Here is a 19,705-nt window from a genome sequence, read left to right on the forward strand (position 1 = left end):
AGAGTTTCGTGCGTCCGTCGTCGCGTGTCGTCAGAAATCCTGCTTCAGTTAGTCGATTGAGCTCAACGCGCACGGCGTTGGTGGATTCACCAAACTCTTCGGCAAGTCCGCGCAAATAGGCTCGCGTCTCTTGATTGAGGAAAAACTTCAAGAGCAGTTTGATGCGCGTTTTTGATGTTACCAACGAGTCTAACACGAAAGCAATGATTTAGAGTAACGAATCAATGATTTATTGAGTAACAAATTTACTCTAAACTATTCTCTTTTGCAAGACCCATTTCGTGTACTTATTTTCTCTTAGTTTTGAGTAACTGAAGCAGGCACTTACTTGCGGACACACGATTTCCTGCCGTTTTTGTATGTTTGTATTTCTTTTCCAAGCAAATTCAACGTAACATCATGATGGTTCGCACTCGCTTTGCGCCCTCGCCTACAGGCTATGTGCATGTAGGCGGTTTGAGAACTGCACTCTATAACTATCTCTTTGCTAAGAAGCATGGCGGTAAATTTATCCTACGCATTGAGGATACTGACCAGACCCGACTCGTAGAGGGCGCAACTGAAGGCATTATTCATGTCTTGGAATGGGCTGGCATTATCCCTGACGAAAGTCCCGCACATGGTGGTGATTTCGGTCCTTATGTTCAATCGCAGCGCCTTCATTTCTACAAGCACTACTGCGATGAACTCATTGCTAAGGGGCACGCTTACTATGCTTTTGAGACGCCCGAAGAGCTCGAGGAAATGCGCAAATTGCAAATGAAACAAGGTCTGCAGCCAAAGTATAACCGCAAGTGGCTCCCTGAATCGCTGGGCGGAACCATGCCTGAAAGCAAAATCAAACAAGCTTTGGAATCAGGTATTCCGAAAGTGGTGCGCATGAAGGTTCCTGACCACATCACGATTAGAGTTAATGATGTGATTCGTGGCGTTGTTGAATTTGACTCTTCAGTTATCGATGACCAAGTTCTGCTTAAAGCTGATGGATTTCCAACCTATCACCTTGCCGTCGTCGTTGATGATCACTTGATGCAGATCTCTCATGTCATTCGCGGCGAAGAGTGGCTCTCTTCTACACCGAAGCATGTTCTGCTCTATGAATTCTTTGGCTGGGAAAAGCCAACCTATGCACATGTGCCGCTCTTGCTCAACCCTGACCGCACGAAACTCTCTAAACGACAGGGCGATGTGGCAGTAGAAGACTACATCAAGAAGGGATATAGCAAAGAGGCACTGGTCAATTTCGTTGCGCTGCTGGGCTGGAACCCAGGCAGCGGTTCTGAGCAAGAAATCTTTACCATGGAAGAACTTCTAGAACAGTTTTCACTTGAGCATGTTGGCAAGTCAGGTGCCATTTTCAATTTGGAGAAACTTAGCTGGATTGAAAAGCAGCATATTCGTCGACTTTCCAACGCAGAACTTGCTCAGCGCATCAAACCTATCTTGCTTGAACATCTGCGCACAAAATCCACAGAAATGCCACTTGAGTTGATTACCAGCGACGCGTATCTCACACAAGTTGCTGAGCAAATGAAAGAGCGCGTAGATTTTATTCACGAATTCGTGACATTTAGCAGCTATTACTTCTTCGAGCCCGAGCAGTATGAGGAAGACGCTGTCAGAAAACGCTGGCAGCAGCAGACGAACACCTATCTTGCGGCTTTTGCAGAACGCTTACGCACCTTAGCGGATTTCACGGCAAGTAGCATTGAGCATGCTTTGAAGGAGTTTGCACAAACTCAAGGCATTAAAGTCTCAGACCTCGTGCATCCGATTCGTTTAGCAGTTACAGGCGTCAGTTTCGGCGCTAGTCTTTATCACATTTTGGAAACACTTGGTCGAGAGGCTGTTGTGCGTCGCCTTGAGCGTGCAATCTTGCGCATCAAACCAGAGGCCGTTGCATAAGAAGCAATGCAAGCGCTATGTAAGCTGTAAAATAAAAAAGCCACTACACTTAGTGGCTTTTTCCGTTCATGACGATAACCCTTAGTTTTTCTTATCGTTTGGCATCGGGCGTTTTTCGAAAATTTCGTCGATGATACCATATTCTTTAGCTTCCTGCGCGCTCATCCAGCGGTCACGTTCGGAATCTTGGTGCACTTTCTCGACTGGCTGCCCTGTATGCTTTGCCAAAATTTCTTCTAGCATATGCCGTGTTCTTTCGATTTCTTTTGCCATGATAAGAATATCGGTTTCTTGACCTTGCGCACCACCTGACGGCTGATGAATCATAATGCGCGCATGTGGCAATGAACCGCGCTTGCCTTTGGTACCTGCAGCCAAAAGAAAGGCCCCCATTGATGCCGCCATGCCCACACAGACCGTTGAGATGTCAGGACGAATGAACTGCATGGTATCATAGACACCCAACCCTGCTGAGACACTACCGCCCGGAGAATTGATGTACATGTAGATGTCTCTTTCAGGATCTTCTGACTCTAGGAAGATCAGCTGTGCCATTACAAGGCTGGCAGAGTGATCGTCCACTACTGTTCCATAGAACACGATACGCTCGCGCAAGAGACGCGAAAAAATGTCAAAGGCTCGCTCGCCCCGTCCAGAGGTCTCGATCACCATAGGAACGAGCATGCTGCGTGTTTGATTGATGCTCTCCTCGAGTCTGGGATGATAGAGTTTTCTGAGATGATAGTCTAATCCGAAATTGATGTTTGCCATTGCTTGATGGGAAAGATGTTACAGAATTACAACTTAACAAAAAGCTTAGAACTGAATTTTGATTTTTTCGCTCTTATACTCTTTGAGTTCCGCAGCGTTCCAAGTCGGGAACTTTGTGCGATTGATCACGGCACGCACTGCGTTAGCCGTTTGTTCATCTAAATCATTTTGCGACATATTGATTTGCTTGACCTTGCCGTCTGGTGCTACCACCACCGAAAATGCAACGGCACCGCCTGTCTTACCTAAGCGTGCTGCATTAGCTTTAACCGTTGGAATCAGTGTTTCCTGTAAGTTCTCCATCACTTCATCCAACATCGCGTAATTAAACTTTGGTTTTGCAATTTCTGTGCCTCCTGCTTTATCCGCTTCAGGTGATGGGACATTGGTATAGGTTACTTTTTTTCAATTTGAATCTCATTACTTCTTTGCTGTGGATCAGCAAGCGTCTTTTGATACTCTTCCATCAGTTTTTGTTGCGCAATGAGTGCGCTATCATCGGGGCGTTTTAAGCCCAAACCTTCATCCTTTTTGCAACCAGCACAACCCGAGCAGCCTGTGTGTAGCCCTGCTGTTAGCGTCAGAATCAACGCGACTCCAAACATGGAGACAAAAGAAGTATTGCGTTTCATATGGCAAATGCGTGAAGAGTTTTCAAAAATTTTGATTGATAAAACCTTCAAACCCGAACATTAGCGAAATTACGACTTTCAATCAAACCAAATACATTACGAATACATTAAACACTTCGTTGCATTAAAAATTGAGGGCTGACCTGCTGTTGCAAATCAGCCCTGCCTTTAGAGATGCGTGCCGTGCACTGCGTTGAGCGATTAGTACATACCGCCCATACCGCCACCCGGTGGCATCGCTGGCGCTTTTTCTTCTTCTCTTTTCTCGACAATTACAGCTTCCGTTGTGAGCAAGAGACTTGCAACAGAGGCTGCATTCTCCAGTGCCGTGCGTGTTACCTTTGTCGGGTCAACTACGCCAGACTCAATGAGATTTTCATACTGCTCGGTGCGCGCATTGAAGCCGTAGTCGTCTTTGCCCTCCTTGACTTTTTGCAACACCACGGCACCGTCAGTTGTGCCAGTGTTCGCCACAATCATGCGCAGCGGCTCTTCGATAGCGCGACGCACAATCTCAATGCCCGTTTTCTGGTCTTCATTTTCGGGCTTGAGCTTATCGAGTGCTTTTGCAGCACGAATGAGCGCCACACCGCCACCTGCAACAATACCTTCTTGGACAGCTGCACGAGTGGCATGCAACGCGTCTTCAACACGAGCTTTCTTTTCTTTCATCTCAACCTCAGTGCTCGCTCCAATGTTAAGCACCGCTACGCCGCCAGAGAGTTTCGCCAGACGCTCTTGGAGTTTTTCCTTGTCGTAGTCACTGGTCGCTTTCTCAATCTGACTCTTGATTTCGTTAATGCGCGCCTTGATTTGGTCAGACTTGCCTTTGCCTTCAACAATGGTCGTGTTATCCTTATCGACACGATGCGCTTGGCTTGACCAAGATAGGCGATGGTTGCATTCTCAAGTTTGAAGCCCTTTTCTTCGCTGATGACCGTGCCACCCGTGAGAATCGCAATATCTTCAAGCATTGCTTTGCGACGATCGCCAAAGCCTGGCGCTTTGACAGCTACCACGCGCAGGGTGCCACGCAGTTTGTTTACCACGAGCGTTGCTAAGGCTTCACCCTCAACTTCTTCGGCAATAATGAGAATCGGCTTGCCCGTTTGTACGACTTTTTCAAGCACGGGAAGCAGATCCTTCATCGCAGAAATTTTCTTATCGTGAATGAGAATGTAAGCATCTTCAAGTTCTGCTTCCATCGTCTCGGTGTTGGTCACAAAGTATGGCGAGAGATAGCCACGGTCAAACTGCATACCTTCGACAACCTTGAGTTCAGTTTCCGTGCCCTTGGCTTCTTCGACCGTGATAACACCATCTTTGCCGACCTTATCCATCGCTTCAGCGATGAGTTTGCCGATTTCTTCGTCGTTGTTGGCAGAAATCATGCCGACCTGCGCGATTTCCTTCTTGCCTGAGATCGGCCGGCTAATTTTTTTCAGCTCTTCGACAATCGCTGAGACAGCCATGTCAATACCGCGCTTCAAGTCCATCGGGTTCGCGCCTGCAGTAACATTCTTCAAGCCTTCACGGAAGATGGCTTGAGCCAGTACTGTCGCTGTCGTTGTGCCATCACCGGCAACATCGCTTGTCTTGGAGGCAACTTCGCGCACCATCTGTGCTCCCATATTTTCTAGGGGATCTTCAAGCTCAATTTCTTTCGCTACGGTTACACCATCTTTGGTTACAGTTGGTGCGCCAAATTTTTTCTCAATGACAACATTGCGTCCTTTCGGTCCAAGCGTAACTTTTACTGCATCTGCCAGCTTATCGACACCACGTTTGAGTGCCGAGCGCCCTTCTGCATCGAAATAAATCAGTTTTGCTGCCATATTGAGTTCAATGGTTTAATTTTTTGAAAGTTTAGTTCAGAATGGCGAAGATGTCACTTTCACGCATGATAAGGAACTCTTCACCGTCAATGGTAACTTCTGTGCCAGAATACTTGCCATACAGCACTTTCTGACCCACCTTTACTTGTGGCTTGATCACCGTGCCGTTGTCCGAAGTTTTACCTTCGCCGACCGCCACAACTTCACCGTGCTGGGGTTTTTCTTTGCCTGTGTCAGGGATGTAAAGCCCGCCTTTTGTTTTTTCTTCTGCTGGAGCTGGACGAACAACCACACGATCTGCCAGAGGTTGCAGTTTCATAGCTTTAGTCCTCCAAGTTTTGAGTTTGTGAAATTGTTATCAAGATGATAAGAATCAAGAACTTTGAACTTGAGTGCTACAACGAAGAGCGTTTGGTAAAGTTTCAACTTTTAGCACTCACCATTGACGAGTGCTAAAATACAAAATCACTACAAGACCTGCAAGAGCAAGATTTAAGGTTTGTGCAAAAGTTTGTGGAAGTTTCCAAAAAATGGTACATTTGAGCTACCTCTGCTGCCCATCAAAACACCCTGTGTCGACTGCGATCACTAAAATTGGAGGTTTGCAACATGCAGAAAGCATCTCGTAAGTATCCTTCTGTCTCTCAAAAAGACATCATAGAGTGCCTAATTCTTATTGTGCTTGTAACAGTATGGTGGATATTTAGCTAAATTTTGCGCTCACTCTCCGTCATCTGACAACAGACCTATCACGCACGTGCTACAGCGCTCACACTAACCTAATCGTCACATTTGCTTCTCACCTCTCTTGAGCCATAGGGCTTGCTCTCAATAGGCGCAATAATTATATTCTGACAAAGTTTTACCTGAGCAACAGAACCTTTCACTGCTTTCCGTTTTCCAACTATGGCAACCGTGGTCTTAAACAATGTCGAGAAAATTTACGACGGCGGCGTGAAGGCTGTCGAACAGTTTAACTTAGAGATTGCCGACAAAGAATTCATCGTCATGGTCGGTCCCTCTGGCTGTGGCAAATCTACTACGCTGCGTATGATTGCTGGTCTAGAGAGCATTTCACGTGGCGACCTTTACATCGACAAAAAGCGCATGAATGATGTGCCACCTAAGGATCGCGACATTGCCATGGTATTTCAAAATTATGCGCTCTACCCACACATGACTGTTTTCGAAAATATGGCGTTTGGATTAGAACTGCGCCGTATGCCAAAAGATGAAATCAAACGACGTGTTACTGAGGTTGCCAAATCCATTGGACTTCTTGAGTATCTTGATCGTAAGCCCAAAGCCTTATCTGGTGGTCAGCGTCAGCGTGTTGCCTTAGGGCGTGCCATTGTGCGCAATCCAAAAGTTTTTCTTTTCGATGAGCCGCTCTCGAACTTGGATGCTAAACTGCGTGTGCAAACCCGCACAGAAATCTCTCGCTTGCATCGACAACTGGGCGCCACGATGATTTATGTTACGCATGACCAAGTTGAAGCCATGACGATGGCAGACCGCATTGTCGTGATGAATAAGGGCAAGATTCAACAAGTTGATACACCGCTCAATCTTTACAACAAGCCTGCCAATAAATTTGTCGCCGGCTTCATTGGCAGTCCTGCTATGAATTTTATCAACGGCTCACTTTATCAAAACGGCACGCTTTGCTTCAGAGACAAATCAGGTATGCTTGATATGAGCTTACCACAAAAAGTGGCAGATAAACTGAAATCATACATCGGGAAAGATATCACGGTTGGCATTCGCCCGGAGGACATTCATACGGTAAACGAAACGGCACGCATTGCTGCCGCAGCGCGGGCAAAATTGCATCTTGATATTGTAGAGCCCATGGGCAATGAAATGTTCCTATATCTCCAATTACCTGCCGTGCAAGGCTCTGCACATCTTGTTGCACGCATTGATGCTCGCCAACCGCTCGAGCTTCGTGAAGATTTCGAGTGCGCTATTGATACAGAAAAAGCGCACTTTTTTGACAACGTAACAGAACAAGCACTCGTCTAATGCAGAGACTACTTTACTTCCCCCGCTTTACATTACTCATTCTCCCCTTCTTGTTTAACTCACTTGCCTATGGACAAATCACGCTGCATGCTGTTGGCGATGTGATGCTTGGCTCATACACCCCTCGTCAGATTCTGCCTGCTAATGATGGTAAGTTTTTTGCTGACTCTATTGCGCGCTACCTTAAAGGTGCAGATATTGTCTTTGGTAATTTGGAAGGCACATTTGTCAAGCCAGACATGAAACCACAAAAGTGCACTGAGCCTTCACGCCGCGCTGGTCGTTGCTACGAATTTGGCATGCCCCCTACACTTGCACCCGTACTGCGCCAAATGGGATTTAACGTGATGAGTCTGGATAACAATCATGTCAGCGACTACGGCGATGCGGCTTACCAATACTCTCAAATGCTGCTCTCCGAACAAGGCATTGCCTTTGCGCCCAAAAAAGGGCTTGCAGAGATGATTGTACGCGGGAAAAAATTGCTATTGTAGCGTTTGGATTTTCAGATGCTTCGTATCAAGTGAGTGATCCTAAGCGTGCAGCGCAAGTTATCGATAGTGTCAAGAAACACTATGACTTAGTTATTGTCTCTTTTCACGGTGGGGCAGAAGGTAAAAACGCGCAGCATGTTGAAAATAAAACCGAAGTGTTCTACGGCGAAAATCGTGGTAACTTAATTGAGTTTGCACACAGTGTTATTGATGCTGGCGCCACGCTTGTTATTGGTCACGGTCCGCATGTTCTACGTGCGCTGGAGCTTTACAAAAATAAGCTCATCATGTACTCGCTTGGCAATTTTCTGACCTATGGGAATATGAATATTCAAGGTATCACAGGCATTGGTGCAATTGTGCAGGTTGAACTCGATGAGCAAACTGGGGATTTCAAGCAAGGCAGAATCATTCCAACGCAGCAGCTTGACCCTGGCTACCCCGTCTATGACACTGAAAGACGTGCCATTGCCATCATCAAATCGCTTACTGCGTCTGATTTCCCACAAACGCCGCTTGTTATTATGGACGATGGCGTGCTCAACCCAAAACTCGTAAGGTAAGTTTGCTATGCCTAACAAAGCGCCCAATGTCCGCCCCACTTTATTTTTGCTTGATGGCATGGCGCTGATCTATCGTGCTTACTACGCCCTGATGCCGATGCGCATGCAAACCACAGAGGGTTTTCCCACCGGTGCGGCTTTTGGTTTTACCAACACGCTCATCAAACTCATTGAGCATTATAGCCCCGATTACATCGCTGTCGCCTTCGATAGCAAAGAGAAAACTTTCCGACATGAGAAATATCCAGACTACAAAGCCAACCGCCCACTGCCGCCCGATGATCTGTTGATGCAACTCGAGAAAATTTATGCTATCGTTGAAGGCTATGGTGTGAAAAGTCTCAAAATGCCCAGCTTTGAAGCCGATGACATTATGGGCACGCTTGCTAAAAAGTTTGAAGCAGAATGCGATGTTTTTCTTGTTACACCCGACAAAGATTTTGCGCAACTAGTCAGCGAGCATATTCAAATTCTAAAGCCAGCTAAAGACAATGATGTTTTCGAGCGATATGGACGCAAGGAGATCAAAGAGAAGTATGGAGTTTATCCTGAGCAGTTCGTTGATATGCTTACGCTCATGGGCGATTCTTCAGACAATATCCCGGGCGTGGATGGTGTTGGACCTAAAACTGCGGCGGCACTGATCAATGAATACGGTTCGCTTGATGCGCTCTATAAAAATCTCTCGCTCATCAAAAAGCCTAAACTGCGCGACAACCTGCTCAAAGCACAAGCGCAGCTCAAACTTAGCCGCTTTTTAGTTACCATTAAAACCGATTTGGACATCAACGAACCCTTAGAAAATTTTAGACAACAGCCGCCCGCTACAGACCTGCTCATCCCAGTTTTGGAGGAATTAGAATTCAAACAATTTCTTTTGCGGCTCAAACGCACCACGAGCCTTGCTGCAACTGATGCCAATGCAGCAGAAACCACCCTCCTTGACGATGATCTTTCATTTGACTTTGGTGCAAATGTGAGTCAAGACTACACTAGTCAACTTCCGACGCCACAATCCGTTGGCAATTATGAGCTTATCAATACACCTGAAACCTTTTCGGACTTGTTGCAAAAATTGAGCCGTGTCCGAGAGTTTGCACTTGACACGGAAACTACCAATCTCGACGCACTTGATGCTGAACTGGTCTGCATCTCCTTTGCACTTGCAGCCCGCGAAGCTTATGCTTTGGATTTTCGTCATACGCTCTCACTTACAGAAGCGCTGCAACGCTTGAAGCCTGTTTTGGAAAATCCAACGGTTCGTAAAGTTGGGCAGAACCTCAAGTATGATTATCTGGTGCTGAAAAATTATGGGATTACGCTTGCGCCCCCTTACTTCGACACGATGCTTGCTAGCTATGTACTTAACCCCGATGAGCCGCACAACTTAGACGATATGGTTGAGCAGTACTTGAAGTTTCGCACCGTAAAGTATGATGAACTTGTCGGTACAGGCAAAGCACAAAAATCAATTTATGATGTGCCACTTGACGACCTCAAAAACTATGCATGCCAAGATGCTGATATGGCACTGCAACTCAAAGCCGCTTTGCAAGAAAGACTCTTACTTGAGCCTGCCTTGCAGTACATTTGTCTAAATATTGAATTTCCATTGCTGCGCACACTTGCCGAAATGGAATACTCAGGGATTGCTATCGACACCAGCGTACTTAGCGAGATTTCTCTTGCTTTAGACACTGCAATTCAAGAAACGGCACAAGCCATCTATGCGGCTGCTGGTGAGACATTCAACATTGATTCCCCAAAGCAAATTGGTGAAGTGCTCTTCGAGAAAATGAAACTGCCTGCCAAAAAACGCACGAAAACAGGCTACTCCACCGATGTGCGCGTGCTCGAAGAACTTGCAGCAGAATTTCCAATTGCCAGCAAAATTTTGGAATACCGAAGTTTGCAGAAGTTGAAAAATACTTATGTTAATACTTTGCCTACGCTCATTCGCAAAAGGAGCGGCAAGGTGCACACCTCGTTCAATCAAAGCGTGGTGGCAACAGGGCGGCTTTCATCGTCGAATCCAAACTTGCAAAATATCCCTATTCGCACCGAACTGGGCAGACAAATTCGTAAAGCCTTTGTGGCAAGCCGCCCAGATTACGCTTTGCTTTCGGCAGACTACTCACAAATCGAACTGCGTATTGCTGCAGAACTCTCTGGGGATGAAACTATGCAGCGCGCATTCAAAAATGGTGAGGATATTCACAGTGCAACTGCCAAAATTATTTTCGAGACGGATCATATCACGAAAGATATGCGCCGTAAAGCCAAGGAGGTTAATTTCGGTGTGCTTTATGGGATTCAGCCGTTTGGTTTGGCGCAACGCCTCGACATTAGCCAAAGCGAAGCTAAAGCCATCATCGAGAACTACAAAGCCAAATACCCAAAGATTTTTGACTATCTCTCGCGTGTCTTGGAGCAAGCACGCACAAAAGGCTATGTAGAAACGGCTTTAGGTCGGCGGCGCTATTTTAGGGATATCAACCACAAGAATGTCTCGATTCGAAACGCTGCGGAGCGTGCTGCTATCAATGCTCCGATTCAAGGCACCGCAGCTGATATGATTAAACTGGCAATGATTCAAATTGATGAAAGTTTGCATGCAAAGAACATGCAGTCAAAAATGGTCTTACAAGTGCATGATGAATTGCTCTTCGATGCACCGAAGTCGGAATTAGATGCCCTCTCTACGCTTGTCAAAACTGAAATGATAGATGCAGCAGTGCGCGCTGGACTACAGCGTGTGCCTGTTGCCGTAGAAGTTGGAATTGGTGAAAATTGGTTAGCTGCACATTGACGATATGCCAAAGAGACCAGCACCACCGCTACGTCGAAAAAACTTTGCGACGATTGATGAAAGCGATTTGAGCGGCACCATTTTTGAGACGCGTGGCGCTTATTACCTTGTGCGTACACCTGAAGGTGAAACCTACACCTGTAAGACACTGCGCACCACACTAACTGAAAATCCAGACTCTACACTTGCTGTGGTTGGCGACCGGGTGCGCTTCCGTCCGTTAGAAGAACGAAATGATGTTGCGCTGCACAATGGCATCATTACCCTTGTGGAAAAACGCCGCACTTCGCTCTCGCGCAATCGCGAACGACGCCGCAATCGCAGTGGCGAAGTCGAGCATGTCATTGCCAGCAACATTGACCAACTTGTTATCGTTACCTCCGTCCTTGAGCCGCCATTCCGCCCGAAACTCGTTGACCGATACCTTGCTTTTGCAGAGTTCGAGCGACTCTCTGCGCTGCTTGTGCTCAATAAAATTGATTTGGATACAGAACATCTTGCACAGACGCTGCTTCAACCTTACTCTGAATTAGGGTACGATACACTTGCGCTCTCGGCACAAACGGGTGAAGGCATAGAGCACCTACGCAGCAAACTTATCGGCAAAACTTCGGTATTTAGCGGTCATTCAGGTGTTGGGAAATCCACGCTTATCAATGCGCTTACAGGCAGCAATTTGCCGACAGGTGAGATTAGTGAAAAAACGCACAAAGGTGCACACACAACGAGCAATGCCGTGATGCTTATTGTCTCTTGTCCTGACTCAAATGAGTATGGCTATGTCATCGATACACCAGGCATTAGAGAGTTCAGTTTGGAAGGCATTGCAAAAGAAGAATTAAGACATCTTTTCGTAGAGTTCAAGAAATATGCATCAGACTGTGCGTTTGCCTCGTGCACACACACCACTGAACCTCAATGTGCTGTTCGAGCTGCTGTGCAGCGCGGTAAGATTTCAGCCTTGCGCTATGAAAGTTATCTTGCGCTCTTTGCAGAAGCACAACCCTGAACACGCCATCACATCAGCGCTGCGATGCCATCAGCATGCGCTCAACTTTAAGCCGACTTCTAAAGCATGAAACGTCTTGAAGGAAAAGTTGCCGTCATTACAGGCTCAACTAAAGGTATTGGAAAAGCCATTGCCCAAAAGTTTTTGGAAGAAGGCGCGCACGTGGTGATTTCCTCACGTAAGCAGGCTAATCTTGATGACGCCTTAGCTGCACTGCGCTCTTCAGATGTGCGCGGTAAGACTTGCGATGTCTCAAAGTATAATGAAGTAGAGCAACTGCTTGAGTTTGCCATAAAAGAGTTTGGCAAACTTGATGTGTGGATAAACAATGCGGGTGTGGCGGAGCCCTATCAAAAAATTGTGGATGCACCGCTTGAGGCGTGGTATGAACCTATTGAAATCAACCTCAAAGGCACCTATCACGGATGCCGTGCAGCACTGACTTACTTTCTCAAGCAGGGTCGTGGAAAAATCATCAACATGACTGGTGCGGGGTCAAGCGAGAAAAAATTTGATAGCACTGCTTGCGTGAGCAGCTATGCAGCAACTAAAGCTGCTATTAAGCGCCTTACGTTTTCGTTAGCCGAAGAATACAAAGACACTGGCATTGAAATCATGCTGCTCAATCCGGGCATGGTGCGTACAGAAATTTTAGGCACACGCCAGCCAACACCAGAGATGCAAAAGCGCCTTGACCAATTTCTTATCATTCAAGATATTTTTGCGCAGCCGCCAAGTGTTGCAGCGGAACTTGCAACCAAAATGGCAAGCGATTGGAGTAACGGCAAAACCGGACTGTTTCTTTCAGCACTTAGTCCAAGCCGTGCTCGTGTATTGCTCTTTACCTATCCGTTTCGAAAATGGTTCGGCAAAATCAATCGCGAACAATACTGAACTTGATACAGCTTATGCGCATGAAACATCTGCTGCATAGCGCGCTAATTATGGCATGCTTGTGCAGCAATATCGGATGCTATTCTTTCACAGGTGCTGCTTTACCGCCACACATCAAAACCATTGCCATTCCTATTTTTAACGATGAATCGCGCAGTGGTGTGCCCAACTTGCGGGAGCGACTGACTCAGGAACTGACACGGCGCATACAAACGCAAAGCCCGCTGATTATTGAGCAGTCGCGCACCGATGCTAATTCGATTGTTGAAGCAACCGTCGTAGCTTATACTGATGTGCCTAGCATTATTGGTGGGCAAACCGAGCGCGCTACACAAAACCGCATCACCATTCGTGTCTCTGCGACCTACCGCGATCTTGTCAAAAAGAAAATTCTCTTCAAACAAGATTTCAGTGGCGTGCAGGATTATCCTATAGGCAACTTCCCTGCACAGCAGCAAGCTATTGAGCGTGCGATTGTTACCATCACTGACGATATGTTGAACAAAATTCTTTCAGGTTGGTAGAGTCGTAGCGCTTTCTTAAAGTGCAGTTTCATTTAACCAGTCGCGCGCCTTGAGGCAACGGTAAAGCACAGCTTCTCGTGAATCGGGCAGCGGGGCGTAGTTATATTCCCAAGCGACTTCCTTCGGCAGCGACATCAAAATGGATTCTGTTCTGCCGCGTGTCTCTAAGCCAAAGAGCGTTCCACGATCATAGACCAAGTTAAACTCCACGTATCTTCCTCGCCGCAAGCGCTGAAAGCGTTTTTTCTTGTTCACCAAATGGCTCATGGCGTCGTCGCTCGACAATCGGCGCATAGGCTTCTGTGAAAGCATTGCCACAGGATTTCACAAAGTCAAATGTCGCCTCGAGATTATCGGTGAGATAATCGAAGAATATGCCTCCCACGCCACGTGTCTCATTGCGATGTGCAATGAAGAAGTATTCATCGCACCATGCTTTGAACTTCGGGTAAAATTCAGGATTGTGTCTATCGCATGCTTCTTTATGCACACGGTGAAAGTGTTGGATATCCTCAAGAAAGGGATAATACGGCGTAAGGTCTGCACCGCCGCCGAACCATGCGCGTTTTACATTTCCATCAGCATCGTATTGCTCAAAATATCGATAGTTGCAGTGCACCGTTGGAATCATTGGTGAGTAAGGATGAATCACGACGGAGACACCAGTTGCAAAGTAAGGCGTTACATCAGTATTCATCTTGGCTGCCATTTTTTCTGGCAGCAGTCCGCTGACGGCAGAAAAATTCACGCCGCCTTTTTCGAAAACTGCACCATCTTGAATGACACGCGTTTTGCCGCCGCCACCGGTTTGATGTTGCCATGTCTCTTCCACAAACTTGCCTTTGCCGTCAAGGGCTTCCAGCACTGAAGTAATATGCTGCTGTAAAGATTCTAAATAAGTTTGAACTTGCTCTTTGAATAAACTCATGCTGCACCGTTAGGGTGAAGTTTTCAGAGTGTAGATAGCTTAGGAGTTTTCTCTGTTAGGGCTTCGAGTTCTTTCAGAAAGAAAAAGGGCATACCATCAGACATGTCCAAAGCCTGACAACTTACCATGAGGTTTGATGCATCCTATAAAGTTGTCGTCTGTCATAGCGTCCGTTACGACACCACCAGACCCTCGAGACGATCTTCTAAATCGGCGTAGAGATCACGCAGTTTATCGAGCATCTCTGCATCGGCTTGCCAGAGCCCGCGTCCTGCAGCCTCAAGCAAGCGTCCAGTGATATTTTTAAGTGCTGCAGGATTCAGTTTCATCAGCCGCTCACGCATGGCATCGTCAAAGACATAGGTCTTTGCGGATTCATCAAATACCCATTTATCGACAGCTTTAGCTGTAGCCGACCAGCCCAGCAAATAGGTAAATCGACTTGAGATTTCTGCAGCCCCGCTGGCTTCATTTTTGAGCATCATCTCGTACCACTTTGGGTTGAGCAATTTTGTGCGCGCTTCCAATCGCAGCGTCGACTCTAAACTACGCACGGTCGTCTCCGCCGTGAAGGACTCAATGTAACTGACCTGCACCTGCTGACCTGTACGTTTTGCCACAGCCTGACGCATTGCCCCTGATTCAGCAAAGTAGTGTTGATGATCAGTAATGCCATACTCCACAGAATCAATTTCTTGCGAGATGCGCTCAACTTTTGCCATTAAGGCATCCAAAACCGCTGCACAGAGTTTGCCTTGCTTAGCCCCGCCATAGGCATAGGCATTACGCTTGACAAACATATCGCCAAGTTCTGATTCATCTTGCCAAGCACTGCTTTCAATCATATCGTCGACATAATTGCCATAATCGCCTGGGCGCTGGGTAAAGACACGTGCAGTTGCTTCTTCAAAACTCACGTGCTTTTCTGCCATAATCTCTTGCACGTGTTTCTTGATGAAGTTCATGTCTGTGCTTTCGTCAGCCTGTGCGGCATCTTTGACCAGCCGATCCAGAAAATCGATTTGCATGGCAAATGTATCGCGGAAGATACCAGATGCCGTCATCAGCACATCAATACGTGGGCGCCCTAGTTCAGAGAGCGGGATAAGTTTGTAGGCTGAGATTTTGCCATGTGCATCTCGTTCTGGACGCGCCCCCATCAACGCCAGCGCAATTGCCACAGGTTCACCTTTGGTTTTGATTGTATCCATTCCCCAGAGCACTTGCGCAATTGTTTCAGGATACTTTCCTGATTCCGCGCAGTGCATCTCCAGCAATTTTTGCGCGATGAGCTCGCCGCGCTGCATTGCTAATTCTGACGGAATACGCCAGGGGTCCATAGCATGAATGTTGCGACCTGTAGGTAAAACGCGTGCACCGTCACGGATGACATCGCCGCCAAACTGCGGTGCAACATAGCCACCGTTTAGACCGTTGAGCAGTGAGCGAAGTTCTTCTTCATTGGTGAGTAATTTGCCCAGCAAATCCTTGCCTGATTGCACAATACGCATCAGGTGTTTTTGTTCCTCAGCTGACAATGCACGCTTTGCGTGCCCGACATGTTCAAGGCGCTGATTCATAGCCAAACTCCTTTTTCAAATGTTGTAAAACTGTACTTACTGCATTGGCATTATAGCCATTGCACCAAGGAAAATAACAAGAAGTTCTGAAAGCTCGCAATGCATATGCTTTTGCCACTTTATTCAGGTACAGTAGGTGAGGAGATTGCACGCAAGTAGTCGAAGGTGTATAGACCCGTTTGATGTCCGTCGCCCCAGTGCGGCTGAATGGAATAATTGCCGACCACATCAATTTTTTTCAGGTCATACATCCCGGGCACAAAGACTGGCAACTTAGTTGGCCGGTGGCTCTCAAACAAAACGGTTTCACCTTTGCAGCTTGCGCACGGGCACTCATCACGCAGTTTCTGCAATGTGATGTATGTTGTCTGCCCATCGCTCCATGTCAAAGCCAAGATATTTTCTCCATGACGTTTTAATTTCGTAAGGGTCATTTGTTTGAGCGTTGAGATTTAGTTGCAGATGTTGTAAAGGTTTGATTGTCGTAACACAGCGGCACAATTATGCGTTGCAATTGTGCTGAGCGGGCGATAGAGTTTTCTTATATTCAGTGTTATGCAGTGTTATGCAAAATTCATCGCGCCTCATATACTCTTTTGTTGCGCTTGCGATTATCTCCGAAGTCTTCCTGCTTTTTATTGACATCGGTCTTTTCTATGCGCAGCGCGCGCGTATGCTCTCAGGTGGATTGTATTTCCTCAAGGATTTGTTTGCATCCGTTGCAGTTGCGGTCATGTATTTTGTTATCCGCGATCGTTTGAGACGCAGCGCGCCGCTGGATTCTCCAGTCTGGATAGAACCCGTCAATGCCCTTTGGAAAGGTTTTATGCTGCTTGGATTGCTGATGCTCTCAAACCTCCTAATTTACTGGATACTACCGCATTCTAAATACGAAGTTGTACCGCCTACGGGTATTCTGCGTCCACAGTCTCTGCACACCGTCTTCAAGACGCACTTTATCGCTGTCAGTCTCGGAATCATTTTGCTTATGGCGCTGGTGATCTTGGAGCGATTGATACTCTTTCGTCGCACGAAAAATACACAGTTCAACTTTCTAGTGATGATAGCGTTGTTTGTGCTTATATCACTCTCTGAGTTTGGCTCATTTCCAAGTGAATCACGCTTTGACCTTGATAACCTTTTCATGCTGCTTGTTGGTACAGCTACTGTCATTATGATGTTGATTAACTCGTTTCGACTCTCGTGGATATTGCCCCTGAGCCGCAACCATAAACTTCAAGCTCTGCTTTTTGTTATCCTTACTATAGCTGAACTGATTATTCTGCAATTGCTGGATGTTGATGCTCATCTTTCAGCTTATAGCAGCGTCGCTGGCTCGTTTCTTATAAGTCTGAAGGGTTTTTTGTCTCTGTATCTCATCTTTACACTGATTACCCTGCTTTTGTATTTACCTACATCAGAAGCACTGGAACGCAAGACTTCGGAGGTCAGGAATCTCAACGCTATGAGCCGTTTTGCTGCAGCAGTCCTCGATGAAGAAAAAATTTATTCGTCTTTGGTAGACTATGCGTGCGGTGCTGCAGGGGCTTCAGCGTGTGCTTGGTTTGATCTCTACCAACCCTTTGGGGAGAAAACGATTGATGCCACTACGGCAAGTCGCCTGCCAAACTTGCAATGGCAAACCAGTGCAGGATTTTTCAAAACCATCATTCGGAAGAATGTCTCAGAGCAGCAGTTGCATCGCTTTGCTGAGAAAGCCCAGTTTTTGTGGGAAGAAATGGTGCATCAGCCACGCCAGATTAGTATCAACGATGTTGCAACAGATAAACGCATTGTGAAAAAAGATATCACACCGCTTAAAGCATGGGTGCGCCGTTTCCGAAGTAAAGGCAGCAAGGAACCTGAAAAGATTGTCTCTACGCTCTCTGTGCCGCTGATTTCGCGCGCTTCGCTCATTGGCGTTTTGACTGTTGCCAAAGATGTTGAGTATGGCTTTGTCAAAGATGATATCGATTTGATTACTTCATTTGCCGACCAAGCTGCGATTGCCGTTCAGAACTCTCGCCTTATCCATGAAGTTATTGACAAAGAACGCATGCAGCAGGAGCTTTCTGTGGCACAAAAAATTCAGTTGCAACTTCTACCTGCTGAGCCACTTACCGTACGCAGCTATGAAATGGATAGTGTCTCTTATCCAGCCTTTGAAGTCGGCGGTGATTTCTACGACTACATGCTGCTAAATACGCCAAATGGTCATGCTCACAAATTCGGGGTTATTGTCGCAGATGTCTCGGGTAAAGGTGTATCCGCAGCGTTTTACATGGCTGAACTTAAAGGCATCTTTCAGTCGCTGTGCACACTCTATCCCGATCATCCTACTGACTTGCTGCAGCGCGCTAACCAAACACTCTGGCGTAGTCTGGATAAAAAGTCCTTTGTTAGTGCATTCTATGCCATTTTTGACGCCGAACATCATACCCTGCGCTTCTCAAACGCTGGACATTGCCCTATGATCTTGCTAAATGAGCATGGTGCACAGATGATTAAAATGCGTGGTCTTGCATTGGGCTTGGACAAGGGGCCGCTCTTCAACAGCGTAATTACTGAAGCAGAACTCTCGTTGCAGCCGGGCGATGCCGTGGTGCTCTATACCGATGGGCTTGTCGAAGCCGTGAATGCAAGTGATGAACAGTTCGGGTTTGAACGACTTTTGCATACACTGAGTTCATTGCGATGTCATTCCGCTACCGAAATTAAAAATGCAGTCGTCAATGCAGTCAACCTCTTTGCTGGTGACGGCGGCAGTATCAAAGATGACCTGACGATTCTAGTTGTTAAACGCTGTGCAGACACGCAAGGCCATCAACATGAAACCTTTTTGGAGAGCAAAATGTAAAAAAGTTAGTTCAACTTAAACTTCAATTTGATGAACCAATATGACATCATTTGTAGCTACCGTTCGCCCCAGTGAATATGTTACTATTCTCGATCTTTCGGGTGATCTCGATGCGCATACTTCAGTTCAACTTGAGCGCACTATTCAAGATCTTATCCAAAAGCAGCACTACAACCTCATTATTAACTTCTCCAAACTTAACTACATTTCTAGCGCAGGACTTGGTGTCTTCATGGCATTTATTGATGATATTCGTGCAAAAGGTGGTGATATCAAGTTCTCGAATATGCCCGAGAAAATTTATCAGATATTTGACCTTTTAGGATTCCCGATGCTCTATGAAATCTATGCCGATGAGAAAGAAGCCATTGAGAAATTTAAAACATCAGCAGCCTCTTAACTTTTCGTGGAGCAATGTCGGATAAGACTCGAGCGACGCTGACCATACATAGTCAAACAGATGAGCTTGAACGCGTGCGCCAATTTGTGCGTGATGCAGCTCTTCGTTTTGGCTTCTCTAGGAACGACGCTGAGAAAATTGTTACGGCTACTGATGAAGCCTGCGCAAATGTCATTCTTCACGGGTACAATAGCGACCCATCACGCCATATCAATATAGGAATTGAAACCAATGGGAAGTCTTTTGCGGTCACAATTGATGATGACGGCAAAAGCTATGATCTGCGCAAGCATGTTGCACCAGATATGAAGGTCTATCTTGCAGAACGAAGACGCGGCGGCTTGGGTATTAAACTCATTCACATGCTGGTCGATGACATTGAGTATGTTGTGCATGGCTCCCACAACCGTCTTACGCTCACGAAACGCCTGCCTGATTCAAGCCAGTAGGTTTCACAGCACGATTTTTACACATTTACG

Annotated in this window: 18 protein-coding genes and 2 pseudogenes; 11 read left to right on the forward strand and 9 right to left on the reverse strand. The window is 46.5% G+C overall.

The genetic code is table 11. From position 1 onward, the window contains the following. Nucleotides 1-196: transcriptional regulator (locus tag CMR00_07065; GenBank protein PIO48027.1), on the reverse strand; the 196-nt coding region annotated here is incomplete at its 3' end. A gap of 203 nt (nucleotides 197-399) precedes the next feature. On the opposite strand from CMR00_07065, the gene CMR00_07070 reads away from it, so the two are divergent. Further along, on the forward strand, nucleotides 400-1,905 hold the full coding sequence (locus CMR00_07070; protein PIO47974.1) for a glutamate--tRNA ligase: 1,506 nt from the start codon (nucleotides 400-402) through the stop codon (nucleotides 1,903-1,905). Nucleotides 1,906-1,986: 81 nt separating this feature from the next. Here the strand turns inward: CMR00_07070 and clpP are convergent, their stop codons facing one another. The 5 genes and pseudogenes from clpP to CMR00_07095 all read right to left on the reverse strand — a co-directional run bounded on the left by clpP (nucleotide 1,987) and on the right by CMR00_07095 (nucleotide 5,462). Continuing rightward, nucleotides 1,987-2,676 carry an ATP-dependent Clp endopeptidase, proteolytic subunit ClpP gene (clpP, locus tag CMR00_07075; GenBank protein PIO47975.1) on the reverse strand — a complete coding sequence of 230 codons (690 nt, stop codon included), beginning with the start codon at nucleotides 2,674-2,676 and terminating at the stop codon, nucleotides 1,987-1,989. Between the two features lie 45 nt (nucleotides 2,677-2,721). Further along, the gene (locus CMR00_07080) at nucleotides 2,722-2,994 is read right to left on the reverse strand and encodes a hypothetical protein (protein PIO47976.1); all 273 of its coding nucleotides are present in this window, start codon (nucleotides 2,992-2,994) and stop codon (nucleotides 2,722-2,724) included. Between the two features lie 77 nt (nucleotides 2,995-3,071). Further along, nucleotides 3,072-3,281, reverse strand: coding sequence for a hypothetical protein (locus CMR00_07085; GenBank protein ID PIO47977.1), 210 nt, complete (start codon nucleotides 3,279-3,281; stop codon nucleotides 3,072-3,074). A gap of 228 nt (nucleotides 3,282-3,509) precedes the next feature. Next, a pseudogene (gene groL / locus CMR00_07090) lies at nucleotides 3,510-5,143 on the reverse strand (chaperonin GroEL). Nucleotides 5,144-5,174: 31 nt separating this feature from the next. After that, complete coding sequence (locus CMR00_07095; protein PIO47978.1) at nucleotides 5,175-5,462, reverse strand: co-chaperone GroES; 288 nt, start codon at nucleotides 5,460-5,462, stop codon at nucleotides 5,175-5,177. A gap of 587 nt (nucleotides 5,463-6,049) precedes the next feature. Between CMR00_07095 and CMR00_07100 the strand changes: the two genes are divergently transcribed. The 7 genes from CMR00_07100 to CMR00_07130 all read left to right on the forward strand — a co-directional run bounded on the left by CMR00_07100 (nucleotide 6,050) and on the right by CMR00_07130 (nucleotide 13,461). Next, nucleotides 6,050-7,168 carry a sugar ABC transporter ATP-binding protein gene (locus tag CMR00_07100; GenBank protein ID PIO47979.1) on the forward strand — a complete coding sequence of 373 codons (1,119 nt, stop codon included), beginning with the start codon at nucleotides 6,050-6,052 and terminating at the stop codon, nucleotides 7,166-7,168. Then, complete coding sequence (locus CMR00_07105) at nucleotides 7,168-7,662, forward strand: hypothetical protein (GenBank protein PIO47980.1); 495 nt, start codon at nucleotides 7,168-7,170, stop codon at nucleotides 7,660-7,662. Before CMR00_07100 ends, CMR00_07105 begins: the two co-directional genes overlap by 1 nt. Continuing rightward, entirely contained in the window at nucleotides 7,566-8,225 is a 660-nt protein-coding gene (locus CMR00_07110) for a hypothetical protein (protein PIO47981.1), read from the forward strand. The genes CMR00_07105 and CMR00_07110 overlap by 97 nt, the downstream gene beginning before the upstream one ends. 7 nt (nucleotides 8,226-8,232) lie before the next feature. Continuing rightward, nucleotides 8,233-11,034, forward strand: a complete 2,802-nt coding sequence (locus tag CMR00_07115) for a DNA polymerase I (protein PIO47982.1) — start codon at nucleotides 8,233-8,235, stop codon at nucleotides 11,032-11,034. 4 nt (nucleotides 11,035-11,038) lie between these two features. Further along, nucleotides 11,039-12,043, forward strand: coding sequence for a ribosome small subunit-dependent GTPase A (gene rsgA / locus CMR00_07120; GenBank protein PIO47983.1), 1,005 nt, complete (start codon nucleotides 11,039-11,041; stop codon nucleotides 12,041-12,043). 66 nt (nucleotides 12,044-12,109) lie between these two features. Continuing rightward, a complete protein-coding gene (locus CMR00_07125; protein ID PIO47984.1) occupies nucleotides 12,110-12,937 on the forward strand; it encodes a short-chain dehydrogenase in 828 nt (275 codons plus the stop codon). Continuing rightward, nucleotides 12,904-13,461, forward strand: a complete 558-nt coding sequence (locus CMR00_07130) for a hypothetical protein (protein ID PIO47985.1) — start codon at nucleotides 12,904-12,906, stop codon at nucleotides 13,459-13,461. Before CMR00_07125 ends, CMR00_07130 begins: the two co-directional genes overlap by 34 nt. Before the next feature lie 15 nt (nucleotides 13,462-13,476). On the opposite strand, the pseudogene CMR00_07135 reads toward CMR00_07130, so the two are convergent. From CMR00_07135 to CMR00_07145, 3 genes and pseudogenes are all read right to left on the reverse strand, one after another. Next, nucleotides 13,477-14,389, reverse strand: a pseudogene (locus CMR00_07135) (oxygen-dependent coproporphyrinogen oxidase). Between the two features lie 173 nt (nucleotides 14,390-14,562). Then, a complete protein-coding gene (locus CMR00_07140) occupies nucleotides 14,563-15,969 on the reverse strand; it encodes a hypothetical protein (GenBank protein PIO47986.1) in 1,407 nt (468 codons plus the stop codon). A gap of 119 nt (nucleotides 15,970-16,088) precedes the next feature. Next, nucleotides 16,089-16,403 (reverse strand): hypothetical protein, encoded by a 315-nt coding sequence (locus CMR00_07145; GenBank protein PIO47987.1) that lies wholly within the window; start codon nucleotides 16,401-16,403, stop codon nucleotides 16,089-16,091. Nucleotides 16,404-16,534: 131 nt separating this feature from the next. Between CMR00_07145 and CMR00_07150 the strand changes: the two genes are divergently transcribed. Genes CMR00_07150 through CMR00_07160 form a run of 3 tightly spaced genes read left to right on the forward strand, consistent with a single transcriptional unit; the run spans nucleotide 16,535 to nucleotide 19,675 of the window. Continuing rightward, nucleotides 16,535-18,826, forward strand: coding sequence for a hypothetical protein (locus CMR00_07150; protein ID PIO47988.1), 2,292 nt, complete (start codon nucleotides 16,535-16,537; stop codon nucleotides 18,824-18,826). Nucleotides 18,827-18,866: 40 nt separating this feature from the next. After that, nucleotides 18,867-19,226, forward strand: a complete 360-nt coding sequence (locus CMR00_07155) for an anti-anti-sigma factor (protein PIO47989.1) — start codon at nucleotides 18,867-18,869, stop codon at nucleotides 19,224-19,226. A 14-nt stretch (nucleotides 19,227-19,240) separates the two neighbouring features. After that, nucleotides 19,241-19,675 carry a hypothetical protein gene (locus CMR00_07160; protein PIO47990.1) on the forward strand — a complete coding sequence of 145 codons (435 nt, stop codon included), beginning with the start codon at nucleotides 19,241-19,243 and terminating at the stop codon, nucleotides 19,673-19,675. The last annotated feature ends 30 nt before the right edge of the window (nucleotides 19,676-19,705 follow it).

This window comes from [Chlorobium] sp. 445, from assembly GCA_002763895.1.
Taxonomy (GTDB): domain Bacteria; phylum Bacteroidota; class Chlorobiia; order Chlorobiales; family Thermochlorobacteraceae; genus Thermochlorobacter.

Excerpts from the sequence above, each read along its gene's own strand:
- CMR00_07070 (PIO47974.1), top strand. The coding sequence starts at position 400 with ATGATGGTTCGCACTCGCTTTGCGCCCTCGCCTACAGGCTATGTGCAT.
- clpP (PIO47975.1), bottom strand. The coding sequence starts at position 2,676 with ATGGCAAACATCAATTTCGGATTAGACTATCATCTCAGAAAACTCTAT.
- CMR00_07080 (PIO47976.1), bottom strand. The coding sequence starts at position 2,994 with ATGTTGGATGAAGTGATGGAGAACTTACAGGAAACACTGATTCCAACG.
- CMR00_07085 (PIO47977.1), bottom strand. The coding sequence starts at position 3,281 with ATGTTTGGAGTCGCGTTGATTCTGACGCTAACAGCAGGGCTACACACA.
- CMR00_07095 (PIO47978.1), bottom strand. The coding sequence starts at position 5,462 with ATGAAACTGCAACCTCTGGCAGATCGTGTGGTTGTTCGTCCAGCTCCA.
- CMR00_07100 (PIO47979.1), top strand. The coding sequence starts at position 6,050 with ATGGCAACCGTGGTCTTAAACAATGTCGAGAAAATTTACGACGGCGGC.
- CMR00_07105 (PIO47980.1), top strand. The coding sequence starts at position 7,168 with ATGCAGAGACTACTTTACTTCCCCCGCTTTACATTACTCATTCTCCCC.
- CMR00_07115 (PIO47982.1), top strand. The coding sequence starts at position 8,233 with ATGCCTAACAAAGCGCCCAATGTCCGCCCCACTTTATTTTTGCTTGAT.
- rsgA (PIO47983.1), top strand. The coding sequence starts at position 11,039 with ATGCCAAAGAGACCAGCACCACCGCTACGTCGAAAAAACTTTGCGACG.
- CMR00_07125 (PIO47984.1), top strand. The coding sequence starts at position 12,110 with ATGAAACGTCTTGAAGGAAAAGTTGCCGTCATTACAGGCTCAACTAAA.
- CMR00_07130 (PIO47985.1), top strand. The coding sequence starts at position 12,904 with ATGGTTCGGCAAAATCAATCGCGAACAATACTGAACTTGATACAGCTT.
- CMR00_07140 (PIO47986.1), bottom strand. The coding sequence starts at position 15,969 with ATGAATCAGCGCCTTGAACATGTCGGGCACGCAAAGCGTGCATTGTCA.
- CMR00_07145 (PIO47987.1), bottom strand. The coding sequence starts at position 16,403 with ATGACCCTTACGAAATTAAAACGTCATGGAGAAAATATCTTGGCTTTG.
- CMR00_07150 (PIO47988.1), top strand. The coding sequence starts at position 16,535 with ATGCAAAATTCATCGCGCCTCATATACTCTTTTGTTGCGCTTGCGATT.
- CMR00_07155 (PIO47989.1), top strand. The coding sequence starts at position 18,867 with ATGACATCATTTGTAGCTACCGTTCGCCCCAGTGAATATGTTACTATT.
- CMR00_07160 (PIO47990.1), top strand. The coding sequence starts at position 19,241 with ATGTCGGATAAGACTCGAGCGACGCTGACCATACATAGTCAAACAGAT.